We start from the raw sequence: 13,758 nt of genomic DNA on the forward strand, positions 1-13,758 counted from the left end.
CTCTGTGTACCTACTGTACTATAAATTCTTTAAAATATATATTTGCTATATCCTCAGTAACAAATATTTCTGAAAGTTTTTGTTTCATTTCCTGCTGCAAATTAATCTGTCCCTGCATACCTTCAACATCTTTTTCGCCTTTATTTCTAATGATTTTAGTTATTGTATCTTTCATTTTTGGTTGGTTTTTTCCAAACTCTTCTTTTAAGGCTTCGTCAGTAATTTCTAAAGTGATGCTACATTTTATAAATCTCTTGCTCCCTTTTAGATTGGTAAGCACTTCTCCAGCATCATAAGTAAATGTTTCTTTTACTTCTTCTTTATTTTTACTGTTATGCAACATTACTCCAAATACTATTCCTACAATTGTTAAGATAACTATCAAAGCAGCCATTGCCATTATCAATACTTTATTATTCTTCATAATGCATCTCCTTACATCTATTATGGTTCAAATTTACTATAAGTAGATTTTAATATCACTATGTCTACTCTTCTATTCTTAGCCTTGTTAGCAGGAGTATCATTAGGTGCTATAGGTCTGTTAGGACCATAACCTGAAGCCGATATTCTACTGCTATTAATATGTTTTTCACCTTCTAGCAATCTCAGCACATTAGTTGCTCTTCTAACAGATAACTCCCAGTTACTAGGAAACATTGGTGTATTCATTATTACGTTATCTGTATGTCCTTCAACTTTAATATGCTTACTTGCAAATTTGGGTTTATTTATTATATCCCCAATATATAATACTATCTCTTTTGCTCTGGATTTTATATCAGCTTTTCCTGGATCAAAGAATACATTATCTAGTACTCTAACCATTAACCCTCTTTCTTCCATTACAACCTTTATTTCATCTTCTAAACCTCTTTGCTTTGCATACTGTTCAATGTATTTTTTGAGTATTTTAAAATCTTCTCTTTCTTTTCTTTCTTCTTCAGTTATTTCACTATCACTATCTTGTGGATCATTATTACTTACTCTGTTACCATCTTCTAGAATCTTACCAGCCTCTAGAACTCCCAATGACCCTTGAAACGAGTTCATTATTTGTTGGAATTTCTCCACATCTATTGATGAAAAAGAATATAGCAGTACAAAGAAGCAAAGTAACAGCGTAACCAAATCACCATATGTAGTTAACCATGCGTTCTTGTCAACGCTATTTCCTTTTTTCTTTTTTCTCATTATGCTTCACCCGCTTCTTTCTTTTTATCTACTCTGTCTTTAGGTGGAACAAATGTAATGAGTTTCTCTTCTATAATTCTTGGATTCTCTCCTGCTTGTATCGATAATAATCCCTCTACTATCATTTCTTTAATTAAAATCTCTTCGCTACTTCTACCCTTAAGCTTATTGGCTAATGGAGAGAATATTAAGTTTGCAAATAATGTTCCATAGAAGGTAGTTATAAGTGCAACAGACATATTTGGTCCAACTGATGAGGGATCACTCATTTCTTTTAGCATATTTATCAAACCTATCAATGTACCAACCATACCAAACGCCGGAGAAAAAGTAGCCATTGTGTTTAGTACGCTTTGTCCTTCTTGATGTCTTTCATCTAAGAAATTAAGCTCTGTTTCTAAAACATTTCTAACTAACTCTGGGTCTGTTCCATCAACAATAAGTAATATTCCCTTTTTCATAAAGTAGCTTTCTGATTTATTTCCTGCCTCTTCTAGTGCGAGTAAACCTTCTTTTCTAGCTATGTTAGCTAAGCTTATTATGTCCTCTATTACTTTCTGCTGAGAAACTGGTTTACTAAAAAAAGCATTCTTTACAACCTTAAAAGTATTTATTACCTTTGCTAGTGGATAACTTATAAACGTAGACGCTATTGTACCCCCTAATACTATCGCTAGCGACTGTGAATGCATGAACGTTCCTAAATCACCGGAACTCATAATTCCCCAACCTATCAATATTATACCACTGGCAAAACCAATTATAGTTGCTATATCCACTATCTACACCTCGCTTATTTCTGCCTTAGTACAACTTATTGTACATCTTTTTTTAAATTTTACGACTTTTTCTATAATCTCTTCTCTTGTATCTTTTACTACAAATTTTTTGCCATTTGTTAGAGTGATAACTGTATCTGGTGTCTCTTCTACAGTCTCTATTAAATCACTATTTAAAACGAACTCCTCATTGTTCATTCTATTGACTACTATCATCATACCCCTTCTTTTCATTATAGGGGGCATATTATAAAACACCCCCTATGACTGTTTTATCTCTTTAGGTTAGTTAATTCTTGCAACATCTCATCTGATGTTGTTATTATTCTTGAGTTTGCTTGGAAACCTCTTTGTGTTGTTATCATCTCTGTAAACTCTAGTGATAGGTTTACATTGGACATTTCTAAACGTCCTCCTTTAACTGTACCTAGTCCACTTGAACCTGGTACACCTATTATTGCTTGTCCAGAGTTTGGAGAGCTCTTGTATAAGTTACCTCCTAGCTTAACTAATCCCATTGGATTGTCAAACTTAGCAGTCTTTATCTGCCATATAGCTTTATTTGTACCATTTGCAAAACTAACTACTACTTGTCCAGCATCATTAACATTAAATCCTGTAAATGAGCCTGCTGATCTACCTATTTGTCCATTGACTTCAACATCATGACCCTTTGCATCGCTATTATTTGAAAACTGCTTTAATTTGGAAAAATCTATTGCTATTTTACTATCTGCACTATCTGTACCAAAGAATCCTGGTAATTTAGGTCCTGACGCTCCAATTGTAACTGTATTTGGAAATTTTAAGTTGAATGTCGGAGTAGCTGTAATTAATTTACCAGATGAATCGAATTTGACTTCTACATCCCCACCAAGCGCTGCTACATTTTTAAGTTCTTTTCCTGAAGCTAAGTCAGTTACCTCTATGTTATCAATTAAATGCCATGTGTTTACATCAGCATGTTTCCTAAAAGTAAGTTTCACTTTATAGTCATTACCCAAGCTATCTTTAACTATTACATCTGTTTTGTATTCTCTCTCATCTACTGATGGCGTTGATCCATCATCAGTAGTTGGAGTTCTTGAATCCAAGTTTCCTCTAACCTCAACTTTTACTGATGATGAAGCTGGTGCCATTATAGACTTGTTTATTTTTATACCATCTAAATCCTTACCTGGTGTTATACCCAATGCTTTAGCGTAGTCATCTCCACCTATGAATTTACCTAATACTCTATATCCATTTGGAGTAACTAAGTTACCGTATACATCTCTAGTGAAATTTCCTGCTCTTGTATAAAACTTTTCTTCTGCTTTTGGATCTATTGATACCATGAAGTAACCTTGTCCATCTATCATCATATCTTCTGGATTATCAGTCGTCTGTGCTGTTCCTTGTGTATATATGGTATTTATTGAGCCAAGTTTCATACCTAGACCTATTTGCTGAGGATTTGTACCTCCTCTTCCAGCATATGGTGCACTACCACTTTGTAATACTTGGTTAAATGACTCTTGAAAAGTTGCTGCTGCTCTTTTGTAACCTACTGTGTTAACATTTGCTATATTGTTACCTATAACATCCATCTTTGTCTGATGTACTGAAAGTCCTGATACACCAGAGTACATTGAACGCATCATGTTATATAACCTCCTTTTTTTGCTGCGTCATATCCTCTATCATTCAGATATGATTAGCTTCCAATTAAGGTCCAGCTAAACTATCACAGCTCCATCTATATTTGTAAATACGTTGTCTTTTAAATTGTTTGATTCTACTGTCGTGATAATAGTCTTGTTTTGTACATTTGCTATGAACGCTACATTGTTCATCAATATCAGTGCATCCTTTATACCCTTTGACTCTGCATCTGAAATCGCTTTTGTCAGCTTTTCTATGTTATCTTTGTTTAGCTTTATATTTCTCTCTGACAATCTCTTTGTAGCATGCTTTGAAAATTTTACTCCATCTTTTTGTACAAATGTGTTAAGTATATTATCAAAGTTAGTATTATTTGTGTTGTTTGTAGCTTTGCCATTTGTTGCTTTATTGATTATATTCTTTCTTAGTACTCCAGAAGAATTAATCCTAAGTCTGTTAATATCTATATTTTTCATTTTTATCACCTCACTTCTGCTGAGGATATTAATCTGTTTTGCTTTTTTTTGATAAACCATCTTTTATTGCTGTCAGTGTTTCGTTCATTTTCCCAAAGCACTGTCTGTTTTGTAAATGCATGAATGTTAGCAGATCTAACACTTCTTTGTTTCCATCTTTAACCTGTTTATTTAAGTTTTGCATCTGTTCTAATGAACTAAACTGTGCCATCTGTGCTATGAACTCTTTATCTTCCATAGGGTTTAATGGGTCTTGATTTTGTAGTTGTGTTACTAATAGTTTTAAGAACGCATCTTTATCTACTGCTCCCAAACTGCTATTTTTACTACTATTAGTTTGGTTTGTGCTACGATTAGTTGCTGTTGGTTGATTGCTTGATACGTTATTTACAGGCATTAGTTTCTCCCCCCTTTACGCGATAACATCTATACTTGAAGAACTATCGCTTATTCCTTCTATTGACATGTAGTTATCTTCTGATGCTATATTATCTTCTATTCTTCTGACTGTTTTTTTAGCTGTTTTATGTTTGCCTTGATTTTCAAAGTTCTGTCTTCCTTGCTGAGACATACCTTCTTTTCCAACTGACACATCAAGCTTTTGTACATCTAACCCTTGCTGACTTAAATTATCTTTTAACTCCTGGATATTTGATAATAGTATGTTCTTTACTGCTTGGTTTTCTACTACTGCTTCTGCGACTACTTTGCCTTCTTCTACTACTACTTTGAGAGTCATATTCCCAAGAGTTTCTGGCTTAAGCTTTATGTTAATCATAGATTGATTTTCATTTATTACCTTGACTGTGCCCTTTGTAACCTGCTCTAGTATATTTTGATACTCTATGTTCTTTGTTGTAATATTTTCTGCTTTTATTTCTTGGTTAGTCTCCTGAGTACCTTTTGACAGATTCATAAACATTTGATTGTTGTTTATGTTTGCTTTTTCTTTGATGTTGATTATTTTTACTGGCATCATTGTATTTTCTTTATTTTCATCACTTTTTTTTGTACTTACTTCATTTTTATTTTTTATTATAGAAGTTATTTCTTCTACTGGTCTTTGACTTGTTAAGTCGACTATCTTTATTTCACCTTGCTTATTCATATTGCCAGTTTTTAGCGCATCAACTTTGATAACTTCAACTTCTTTTTTGAATTTTGAAAGTAAATCTTTTATCTCATTTTTGTCTAAAGTCACATCACCATCTTTTTGACTGATTAGCTCAGTAAGTTTGTTTAGTATATCTTGTTTAGGTATATTTGTAGTGTCTGTGATTTTGTTAATATCCACTACAAGCTGTTTTAAATCAACTTCTTTACTTATTTCTTCGAATAACCCTTCATCAAGATTGCTAATATCTACGCCAGCTTCTGCGAGCATATCCATAATCATATTGATTTCTTCTTGTGTAATTTCTTCTATTTCTATTAACTGCTCTTCGTTTCCTTCTTGCTCTGACAAGTTTTCATCTGCAGTACTTTCTTTAACTTTGATATCTTTTTTTGGTATTTCTTTATCTTTAGGTTCTTCATTTACTACTGTGTTGTTTTCTACAGGTTGCTGTACTTTTTTATCTTTTACTTGATTATTTGAAGCAGTATTTTTATTTGATGATAATATTTCTTCAAATGAGTTTTTCTTTTGCTGTGGCTGATTGGTTTTTTTACTTCGTGATGCCAACATCATAAAAGCATTTTGATTGTTAGATACCTTCATATTTTCACCTCCTTTTTTGTTTATTTATTGTTATTTATTTAGAAAGCTTTCTGATTATATCAGTAGCTTTTCTAGCCTCTAATTGATTCAAAAGTTCTGATAATGTGTTTTTAGATAGTTTTTTAAGTACATCTATTATTAACTGCGAATCTGTAATAGTTATTTCTCCATTTTCGATTTTGCATGAATCAACTATGTTATTACTTGCTACCATTCTATCTATTATTTTTGCTAAATCATTACTATTCATTTTTTCGTATATTTCTACTAAATCATTCACTTTAGTGTTGTGCTTTGTATAAAAATTCATAACTTTTGATATATCTATTGTTGTTGACTCTTGACCTTCTACTAGATTTTCATTCTTTCTGATTTCATCCATTAGATTGTTGTAGAAAGTATTATCTTTATTAAACGCTAGTACTTCTCCTGCTTTTCTTGTACTTAGACTACTATATATTCGTGATAACTCGTCGATAGTATAGGCTTTTGTGTTTCCTATCTCTTGATATACTTCTTTAGCACTTTTAGTCTCATATATTTTAGCCTTATCTATTAATGCATTCTTTTTCATATCCATACTCAAGATTTCATTGTTTATGTCATTCTTCTTAATCAAACTCATATCGCTATATAATAGATTTCTATAATCTTTATTTAAATAATACATTATGTTTGCTGCTCTATTTACATCTAGTGAAGATAATATTTTAGCAGCTTGGTCACTTTTGTTTGCTTTTATGTATCTTTCTTCTATTTCTTTTGATGCTGTAAATATACCTAGTTTTTCATATCTCTTAATCTCTTCACCGAATTTAGTATTGTTTTCCTCTAATATATCATCATATAATGATACCATTGAATCTTTTCTTATTTCTCTGTTTCTTAAGATTTTTAGTATATCTTCTGTTTTATATGACGATTTACTCTGCATCTGTTTTAAAATATCAAAATAAAGCTTTTCGTTATCTTTTTTTAATCCATAAAGTTTATCACTTGCATTTTCTTTTGATAATGACAGATAGTAATCAGCTATATACTCTAACTTTTCTTGTCTCTCTTGGTCTGTGGGATACGCGCTAGCATATTCTCCTATGACTCCAGGAAATTCTTTTAAATATTTGTTTGTCGTGTCTCTAAAACTTGAATTCGTTTTATATACTATAAAAAAAGTACAACACGGTATAAATATAAATATAAATATTATTATTAATACAGTTTTGATTGTACTGCTTTTATTTGCCATAGACTATCCTCCATTATATATTACAACTATTAAAGCTATTTATTTGATCAATTATTTTTTCTTCGTTTCTCTTTTCAATGACCAAAAACTCTTTGTACTTTTTTGTTTTTAATTTCTCTAGTATTTTTTTATCTTTTGATGCATTAATTAGCTCTACTTTTTTCTCATCTACTATATCTTTAGCAGTTTCCACCATCTTGTTTTGTTTCTTTATTTTTTCATTTGTTACATTTATAAATGTGTTTATATTTCTAAGATTTTGAATAGTTGTAAGTTTCGTATCATTTTTTTGTCTATTTAAATGCTCTTTTTGATTCATAGTGTTATCTAATATTTCCTCTTGATTTTTTAGTTCTTCATTAGCATTTATTAGCTCTACTGATTTCATGTCTTCTACAACTTGCTTGTAGTTTAATATTCCTTGTAATTTAAATTTGAATTTATTCATCTACTCACCTTCATTATAGATATAATCATCTAAGCATTTATCTCATATAATAGACTCATTACTTCCTCGAATGTATATTTATCATCAATACCTTGCCTTAAGAAGCCATTTATATCGTCTATTATCTCTAGTGCTTTATCTAACTTTGGATTACTTCCACTGTTATATGCACCAATATTAACTAAGTCCTCTTTATCTCTGTATACTGCCATTATGTCTTTTAGCTTGCTTGATTTTAATTGGTGTTCTTTCTCAGAAATATTTGGCATTACCCTGCTTATACTCGCTAATACATCTATTGCTGGATAATGGTTTTTGTTAGCAAAATCTCTTGATAAGACTATATGTCCATCTAATATTCCTCTAACTGCGTCTGTTATAGGCTCATTCATGTCATCTCCATCCACTAAAACTGTATAAAGTGCGGTTATAGTCCCTTTATCTGATGTACCTGCTCTCTCTAATAGCTTTGGTAATACTGCAAATACTGATGGTGTAAAGCCTTTTGTTACTGGGGGTTCTCCTATAGCTAGCCCAACTTCTCTTTGTGCCATAGAAAACCTTGTAACTGAATCCATGAATAACATTACGTTTTTACCTTTATCTCTAAAATATTCTGCTATGGCAGTTGCAAGTAACGCTCCTTTTAGTCTAACTAATGCTGGTTGATCTGAAGTAGCTACTATTAATACTGATTTTTCTAATCCCTCTTCTTTTAGATCATTTTCTAGGAATTCTCTTACCTCTCTGCCTCTCTCTCCAATAAGCGCTATGACATTTATATCAGCTGTCGAATTTCTTGCTATCATACCCATCAACGTACTTTTACCAACTCCACTTCCTGCAAATACACCTATCCTTTGTCCTTTACCACATGTTAAGAAGCCATCTATTGCTTTTACTCCCAGCGGTAAGACTTCTTGTATCCTCTTTCTTTTTAGAGGATTTGGCGGAGAATTGAGTACTGGATAATAATTGTTACTTTCTATTTCTGGCATCCCATCTATTGGATTACCTAAACCATCAAGAACTCTTCCTATGAGCTTACCACTAACTTTAACTCTTAAGCTATGACCACATGCTTTGACTATACTACCTGGACCTATTCCTTCCATATCTCCTAAAGGCATTAATAATATTTTATCTTTTTTAAATCCTACTACTTCTGCTAATATAGGCTTGTCCTTATTTATGGTATATATATGGCATAATTCTCCTATTTTAGCTAACGGACCGTTAGACTCTATTGTAAGACCTGTTACTCTAGTAACTTTTCCCCCGAATTCTAAGAGATTAGCCTCATTTATTGCCTCAATGTATTTGTTTAAATCTACTAACGCCATATTATCACTCACTCTTTAACAACTGTATTATTGCTTCTTCTAATTTTTTCTTTTGAATATCTAAACTACAATTTACTGTTCCATATTCTGATTCTATAGTGCAGTCTCCTTTAGTAAATTTTCTATCAATTTTAATTGATAGATTCTCCACTAAACTCGCTCTTGACAGTATCTTGTTTTTTGAATCATTGACTATATCATAATCTTCATCAGATACTATTATAGTTAAGTTGTCACTAAGGTTTAGACTCTCTAAGCCTTTATATATTATAGGCATTATTAAATCTTTATCTTCTTCTAGGCTTTTGTTTAATACTGCCTGACACATATTAAGCACTAGATTGATAATTTCTGGCTCTAGATTATCTATATATTCTTTTCTAGTTTTTAGAATCTCTCTTTTTATATCATTAGCTTCATTTATTAGTCCATCTGAGATTTCTTTGCCTTCATTATAGCCAGTTTGATAACCATCTTTTTGACCCTTAGCCATTGCATCTGCTAGTACTTCTTCTACTTTTTGGTTAGCACTATTAATGATATCTTCTGCCTCTTTATTTGCATGCTCAAGTTTCGAATCACTTTTTTCTTGTGCTTCTTTTAATATGTCACTAGCTTTATTTTGTGCGTCTATGAGTATTTTTTCACTCTTTTCTTTAGCTAATTTTTCATAGTCTATTTTAGGTTTTTCTGGTTTCTTTGCTTCTCTTACTTCATTCATTATTACAAAAGATGATTTAATAATATTAGACAACTAACTCTTCGCCTCCTCTCGGAGTAACTATTTCGCCTTCTTCTTCAAGTTTTCTTATTACGTTAACAATATTTTGCTGTGCTTCTTCTATGTCTTTTAATCTTACAGGACCCATAAACTCCATGTCCTCTTTTATCATTTCTACTAAACGTTTGGACATGTTGCTGTATATAACCTCTTTAACCTCTTCACTAGCACTCTTAAGTGCAATAGCCCACTGATTGTTGTCGATTTCTCTAGCAAATCTTTGCACATATCTAGGCTCTAATGAAACAATATCCTCGAATACGAACATTCTTCTTCTTATTTCCTCTGAAAGCTCTGCATCTCTGTTTTCTAATTCTTCTAAGATATGTTTCTCTGTTCCTCTGTCTACAGAATTAAGTATAGAAACAATAGACTGTATTCCTCCTGCACTTGTGTAATCCTGTGAAACCATAGTAGAAAATTTGCTCTCTAATATTCTCTCTATTTCTTTTATTATTTCTGGTGATGTTCTATCCATCACTGAAATACGCCTAGCAACCTCTGATTGTACATCCAGTGGTAAATTTGATAATATCTGCCCAGCTTGGATAGGTGTTAGATACGCTAATATCAATGCTATCGTCTGTGGATGCTCTTGTTGTATATAATTTAATATTTGACTTGAATCAGCTTTTCTTATGAATTCAAATGGTCTAACCTGTAATGATGTAGTCAATTTATTAATTATATTGACAGCCTTTTGAGAACCTAAAGCTCTCTCTAGAACATCTTTTGCATAGTCTATACCACCCTCTGAAATATACTCTTGAGCCAAACACAATTGGTAAAAATCTTGAAGAACTGCTTCTTTCTCTTCTGGTGAAACCTTTCTCATATTTGCAATTTCTAGTGTTAACTCCTCTATCTCGTCTTCTTTAAGATGTTTGAATATATCAGCTGATTTTTGTGGGCCAAGAGCTATTAATAATATTGCTGCTTTTTGCTTACCTGTAAATTCTCTAGTTTTAGTCACATCTTTCACCTCTATTCATCACTTAACCAGCTTCTTAGTAATTGTGCTACTGCATCAGGTTTTTTATCAACAAATCCATCTATTTGCTCTCTGAAACCTGATTTTTCTTGATATTCTATATCTTCTATTTCATTTTCTGCAAATCTTTCATCTAACAACTGCTGTCTCTTCTTAGCTCTATTTCTAGCTACTAATATACCTCCTGCTGCTAATAATATAATTAATGCTCCACCTATTAATGCATATAACATCAGATTATCACTTCTCGCATCTATTTCTTTATCAAATGTATTAACTTTGTTTCTAAATTTACCTGCATTTACTATTACTTTTTGTGTGTCTATACCTGTGGCTGCATAGACTAATTCTTCTATTTCTTTTTTTCCTTCGCTTGAAAGTTGACCATCTTCTATAGCTTCTTCATTTATTATGATCGCTACTGTAAGCGAACTAATTTCACCAGGATTTTTCTTTATTTCCCTATTTATCTGATTCAGTTCATAGTTGATTGTATCACTGGCTTTTTCATAGTTATTTTTATCTTTATCTTTAGTAACATAGTCTATTGTGTCATTAACATTCGACTCTGTTCCAGCCGGTCCACCTGCTTCACCATTAGCTGCATATTCTTTTATTTTTTGCATAGATCTTACTAATCCTTCGCTTTTACCTTCTACTGGAGGAGAAAACTGGACTATGCTTGTGCTTTCGCTGTCAAAATTCATTTTGATATTTGTTCTTACATCAACGTTTCCTTGACCAAACAAATTCTCTAAAAATTTCTTGATACTATTATTGAGCATTATCTCTGAACTATATTTGAGATTGAGTTGCTCATTTGCACTAAATTGATGCTCTTTTCCATCCTCTACAATATATGGTTTACCATTATGATCTACTACTGATACGAACTCTGGTTTTAGATTCTTAAAACCTCCTGCTACCAAGTTTTTGATAGCTATAATCTTATCATCTTGTAAAGGCATATTGTCAGAATACCTTATGTACACTGAGGCAGTTCCTTGTAATTCTTTTTGGAAGAATTGTGATTCTTCTGGAATATCAAGGCTTATTCTAGCTTCATCTATGCCTTCTATATCTGCTAATGTTTCTTCAAGCTCATTCGTTCTAGCTTCTTTTATTCTCTCTTTTTTTTCATACTCGGTCATAGTCCAACTTGTATCATTAAAAGCATCTATTACGCTATATCCTTCTTTTGGAAGCCCTTCATATGCCAAGTTTATTTTGACCTTGTTTTTAACATCTGTAGGTACAAGGATCGTATTTGTTGATTCGCCATTCTTCCATTTTATATTCAATTCATCTAACTTTTTAGTTATCTGCGCTGTATCTTTTAAGCTTAAGTCTTGATACAGTACCTCGTAATCTTCTTTTGTTATGTACAATATAAATATTGTAATGCCCAATAATATTAGTCCGCAAGTTATGCCAAGTCTTATTTTTCTTTTTCTATCTAGTTCTTTCCAAAAATTCATCATCTGCTGTTTAGCCTTTTCTACAGTATCTCCCACTCCATCACCTCATTTTGCTACTTCTAAACTTGCATTCTCATTATTTCTTTATACGCGTCTATTATCTTATTTCTCACAGTTAATGTTAATTGTAATGCTATATCTGCTTTATTAGAAGCAATGGTAACATCGTGTAAGTTCTCTATTTCACCAGTTGCTAACATTTTGTCTTGATATTCTGACTCGCTTTGGATATCATTTACTTTGCTGAGTGCATTGTCTAAATACTTCATGAATGAATTATCTTTTGTTGTTATTTTAGTGTTTTTATTTATTAAGCCCGTTTGTGTCAAGTCGATTTTATTTATAGAGTTAATACTCATCAAAACTTCCTCCTATATATTATCTTCCTATATCAAGCGCTTTAAGTGCCATTGATTTAGTTGCGTTCATTGCTGTGACATTTGCTTCGTATGCTCTTGTAGCTGTTATCATATCAACCATTTCTTTTATTACATCAACATTAGGCATCTGAACATAGCCTTGTTGGTCTGCATCTGGATGTCCTGGATCATATACTCTTTTTAACGGAGATTCATCTTCTGCTATTTTTGATAATCTTACTCCTTTATTTGTTCCTTTCGTTTTACCATTCAAAATATCTGCAAATGATTGACCGCTCTTCTCTTTAAAAATTGCAATCTGCCTTCTGTAAGGTCCGCCACTGCTTGTCCTTGTTGTATTGGCATTTGCTATATTTTTTGATATGACTTCCATTCTAGTTCTTTCTGCTGATAAACCTGTTGCACTGATATTAATAGAATTGAATAACCCCATCAATTATTTCCTCCCATCACTTACTATATTTTTTAGTCTTTTAAATTGGCTATCCATTTGTTTTAGTACTGACACGTAATATACGTAGTTTTTGGATGATTCGCTATTTTCTATATCAATGTTAACATTGTTGCCATCTAGTCTTGTCGAAAAGCTTTTGTCTTTGCTAATAAGAGGCTTAAATTCACCATTTCCATTAATACCTATATGATTGTTATTCGTAGTTTGTAGCTCGAAATCATCTTTACTAAGTTGTTTTGATAATATACCTTCAAACTGTACTCTTGACCTTTTAAAGCCAGGAGTGTTAACGTTGGCAATATTGTTATTAATTATCTCATTTCGTTTCCACGATCCGTCTAATGCCTGTTTTAAAAAATTGACATTATCATAAGCAATATTAAACATTCGTAAACCACCTTTTCAGCATTAATTTTGTAATCCGTACTTACATATTAAATTTCAGCTATTTATATTACAGTTTAAGGTCATATTTGATATTTTGTTTACATTTTAACCTTTTTTGTTTCAAATTCTAGCACTATATTATATTTATATTTCTGAAATTTAAATATTTTATTACTTATTTCTATAATATAAGTAAAAATCCTTTATTTAATTTTGATTAAAATGAATACAATGATTGATTTTTACTATATTATTGTATTTTTTTGACAAATATTTTATCATTTTATGTCTATCTCTAACTCTCAACGACAAAATACTTATCTTAGAACTATTATACTGTTATCCCTTGATTATAGACATAGTCAATAAGGACTATTTTACCAAAAATACTCATTTTTTTTATCTTTAACCTTAGTTTTACTATTCATTTGGGACTA

Annotated in this window: 17 protein-coding genes; all 17 read right to left on the reverse strand. The window is 31.7% G+C overall.

Going from position 1 to position 13,758, the window contains the following annotated elements; all coding sequences use genetic code 11:
• Nucleotides 1–10 precede the first annotated feature (10 nt).
• The 17 genes from P3X86_RS04235 to flgB all read right to left on the reverse strand — a co-directional run bounded on the left by P3X86_RS04235 (nt 11) and on the right by flgB (nt 13,321).
• The gene (locus P3X86_RS04235) at nt 11–424 is read right to left on the reverse strand and encodes a flagellar basal body-associated FliL family protein (protein WP_483291380.1); all 414 of its coding nucleotides are present in this window, start codon (nt 422–424) and stop codon (nt 11–13) included.
• Nucleotides 425–444: 20 nt separating this feature from the next.
• On the reverse strand, nt 445–1,194 hold the full coding sequence (locus P3X86_RS04240; protein WP_483291381.1) for a flagellar motor protein MotB: 750 nt from the start codon (nt 1,192–1,194) through the stop codon (nt 445–447).
• On the reverse strand, nt 1,194–1,973 hold the full coding sequence (locus P3X86_RS04245; RefSeq protein WP_483291382.1) for a motility protein A: 780 nt from the start codon (nt 1,971–1,973) through the stop codon (nt 1,194–1,196). The genes P3X86_RS04240 and P3X86_RS04245 overlap by 1 nt, the downstream gene beginning before the upstream one ends.
• 3 nt (nt 1,974–1,976) lie before the next feature.
• Nucleotides 1,977–2,189: a flagellar FlbD family protein gene (locus P3X86_RS04250; protein WP_483291739.1), complete on the reverse strand. Its 213-nt coding sequence runs from the start codon at nt 2,187–2,189 to the stop codon at nt 1,977–1,979.
• Between the two features lie 56 nt (nt 2,190–2,245).
• Nucleotides 2,246–3,616: a flagellar hook protein FlgE gene (locus tag P3X86_RS04255; RefSeq protein WP_483291383.1), complete on the reverse strand. Its 1,371-nt coding sequence runs from the start codon at nt 3,614–3,616 to the stop codon at nt 2,246–2,248.
• Between the two features lie 75 nt (nt 3,617–3,691).
• Entirely contained in the window at nt 3,692–4,093 is a 402-nt protein-coding gene (locus P3X86_RS04260; protein ID WP_483291384.1) for a TIGR02530 family flagellar biosynthesis protein, read from the reverse strand.
• A 28-nt stretch (nt 4,094–4,121) separates the two neighbouring features.
• Nucleotides 4,122–4,490 (reverse strand): flagellar hook capping FlgD N-terminal domain-containing protein, encoded by a 369-nt coding sequence (locus P3X86_RS04265; protein ID WP_483291385.1) that lies wholly within the window; start codon nt 4,488–4,490, stop codon nt 4,122–4,124.
• A gap of 15 nt (nt 4,491–4,505) precedes the next feature.
• On the reverse strand, nt 4,506–5,813 hold the full coding sequence (locus tag P3X86_RS04270) for a flagellar hook-length control protein FliK (RefSeq protein WP_483291386.1): 1,308 nt from the start codon (nt 5,811–5,813) through the stop codon (nt 4,506–4,508).
• A gap of 34 nt (nt 5,814–5,847) precedes the next feature.
• Nucleotides 5,848–7,059, reverse strand: a complete 1,212-nt coding sequence (locus P3X86_RS04275) for a hypothetical protein (RefSeq protein WP_483291387.1) — start codon at nt 7,057–7,059, stop codon at nt 5,848–5,850.
• A gap of 13 nt (nt 7,060–7,072) precedes the next feature.
• A complete protein-coding gene (fliJ, locus tag P3X86_RS04280) occupies nt 7,073–7,507 on the reverse strand; it encodes a flagellar export protein FliJ (RefSeq protein WP_483291388.1) in 435 nt (144 codons plus the stop codon).
• 29 nt (nt 7,508–7,536) lie between these two features.
• Nucleotides 7,537–8,850, reverse strand: coding sequence for a flagellar protein export ATPase FliI (gene fliI, locus P3X86_RS04285; RefSeq protein WP_483291389.1), 1,314 nt, complete (start codon nt 8,848–8,850; stop codon nt 7,537–7,539).
• A gap of 4 nt (nt 8,851–8,854) precedes the next feature.
• Nucleotides 8,855–9,604 carry a FliH/SctL family protein gene (locus P3X86_RS04290; RefSeq protein WP_483291390.1) on the reverse strand — a complete coding sequence of 250 codons (750 nt, stop codon included), beginning with the start codon at nt 9,602–9,604 and terminating at the stop codon, nt 8,855–8,857.
• The gene (gene fliG / locus P3X86_RS04295) at nt 9,597–10,604 is read right to left on the reverse strand and encodes a flagellar motor switch protein FliG (protein WP_483291391.1); all 1,008 of its coding nucleotides are present in this window, start codon (nt 10,602–10,604) and stop codon (nt 9,597–9,599) included. Before fliG ends, P3X86_RS04290 begins: the two co-directional genes overlap by 8 nt.
• Nucleotides 10,605–10,615: 11 nt before the next feature.
• Nucleotides 10,616–12,136, reverse strand: coding sequence for a flagellar basal-body MS-ring/collar protein FliF (gene fliF / locus P3X86_RS04300; protein ID WP_483291392.1), 1,521 nt, complete (start codon nt 12,134–12,136; stop codon nt 10,616–10,618).
• A 23-nt stretch (nt 12,137–12,159) separates the two neighbouring features.
• On the reverse strand, nt 12,160–12,459 hold the full coding sequence (fliE, locus tag P3X86_RS04305; RefSeq protein WP_483291393.1) for a flagellar hook-basal body complex protein FliE: 300 nt from the start codon (nt 12,457–12,459) through the stop codon (nt 12,160–12,162).
• Nucleotides 12,460–12,478: 19 nt separating this feature from the next.
• Complete coding sequence (gene flgC, locus P3X86_RS04310) at nt 12,479–12,913, reverse strand: flagellar basal body rod protein FlgC (protein WP_483291394.1); 435 nt, start codon at nt 12,911–12,913, stop codon at nt 12,479–12,481.
• Nucleotides 12,914–12,916: 3 nt separating this feature from the next.
• Nucleotides 12,917–13,321 carry a flagellar basal body rod protein FlgB gene (gene flgB / locus P3X86_RS04315; RefSeq protein WP_483291395.1) on the reverse strand — a complete coding sequence of 135 codons (405 nt, stop codon included), beginning with the start codon at nt 13,319–13,321 and terminating at the stop codon, nt 12,917–12,919.
• Nucleotides 13,322–13,758: the final 437 nt, after the last annotated feature.

The sequence above is a fragment of the Abyssisolibacter sp. ZYX002 genome (assembly GCF_056892235.1).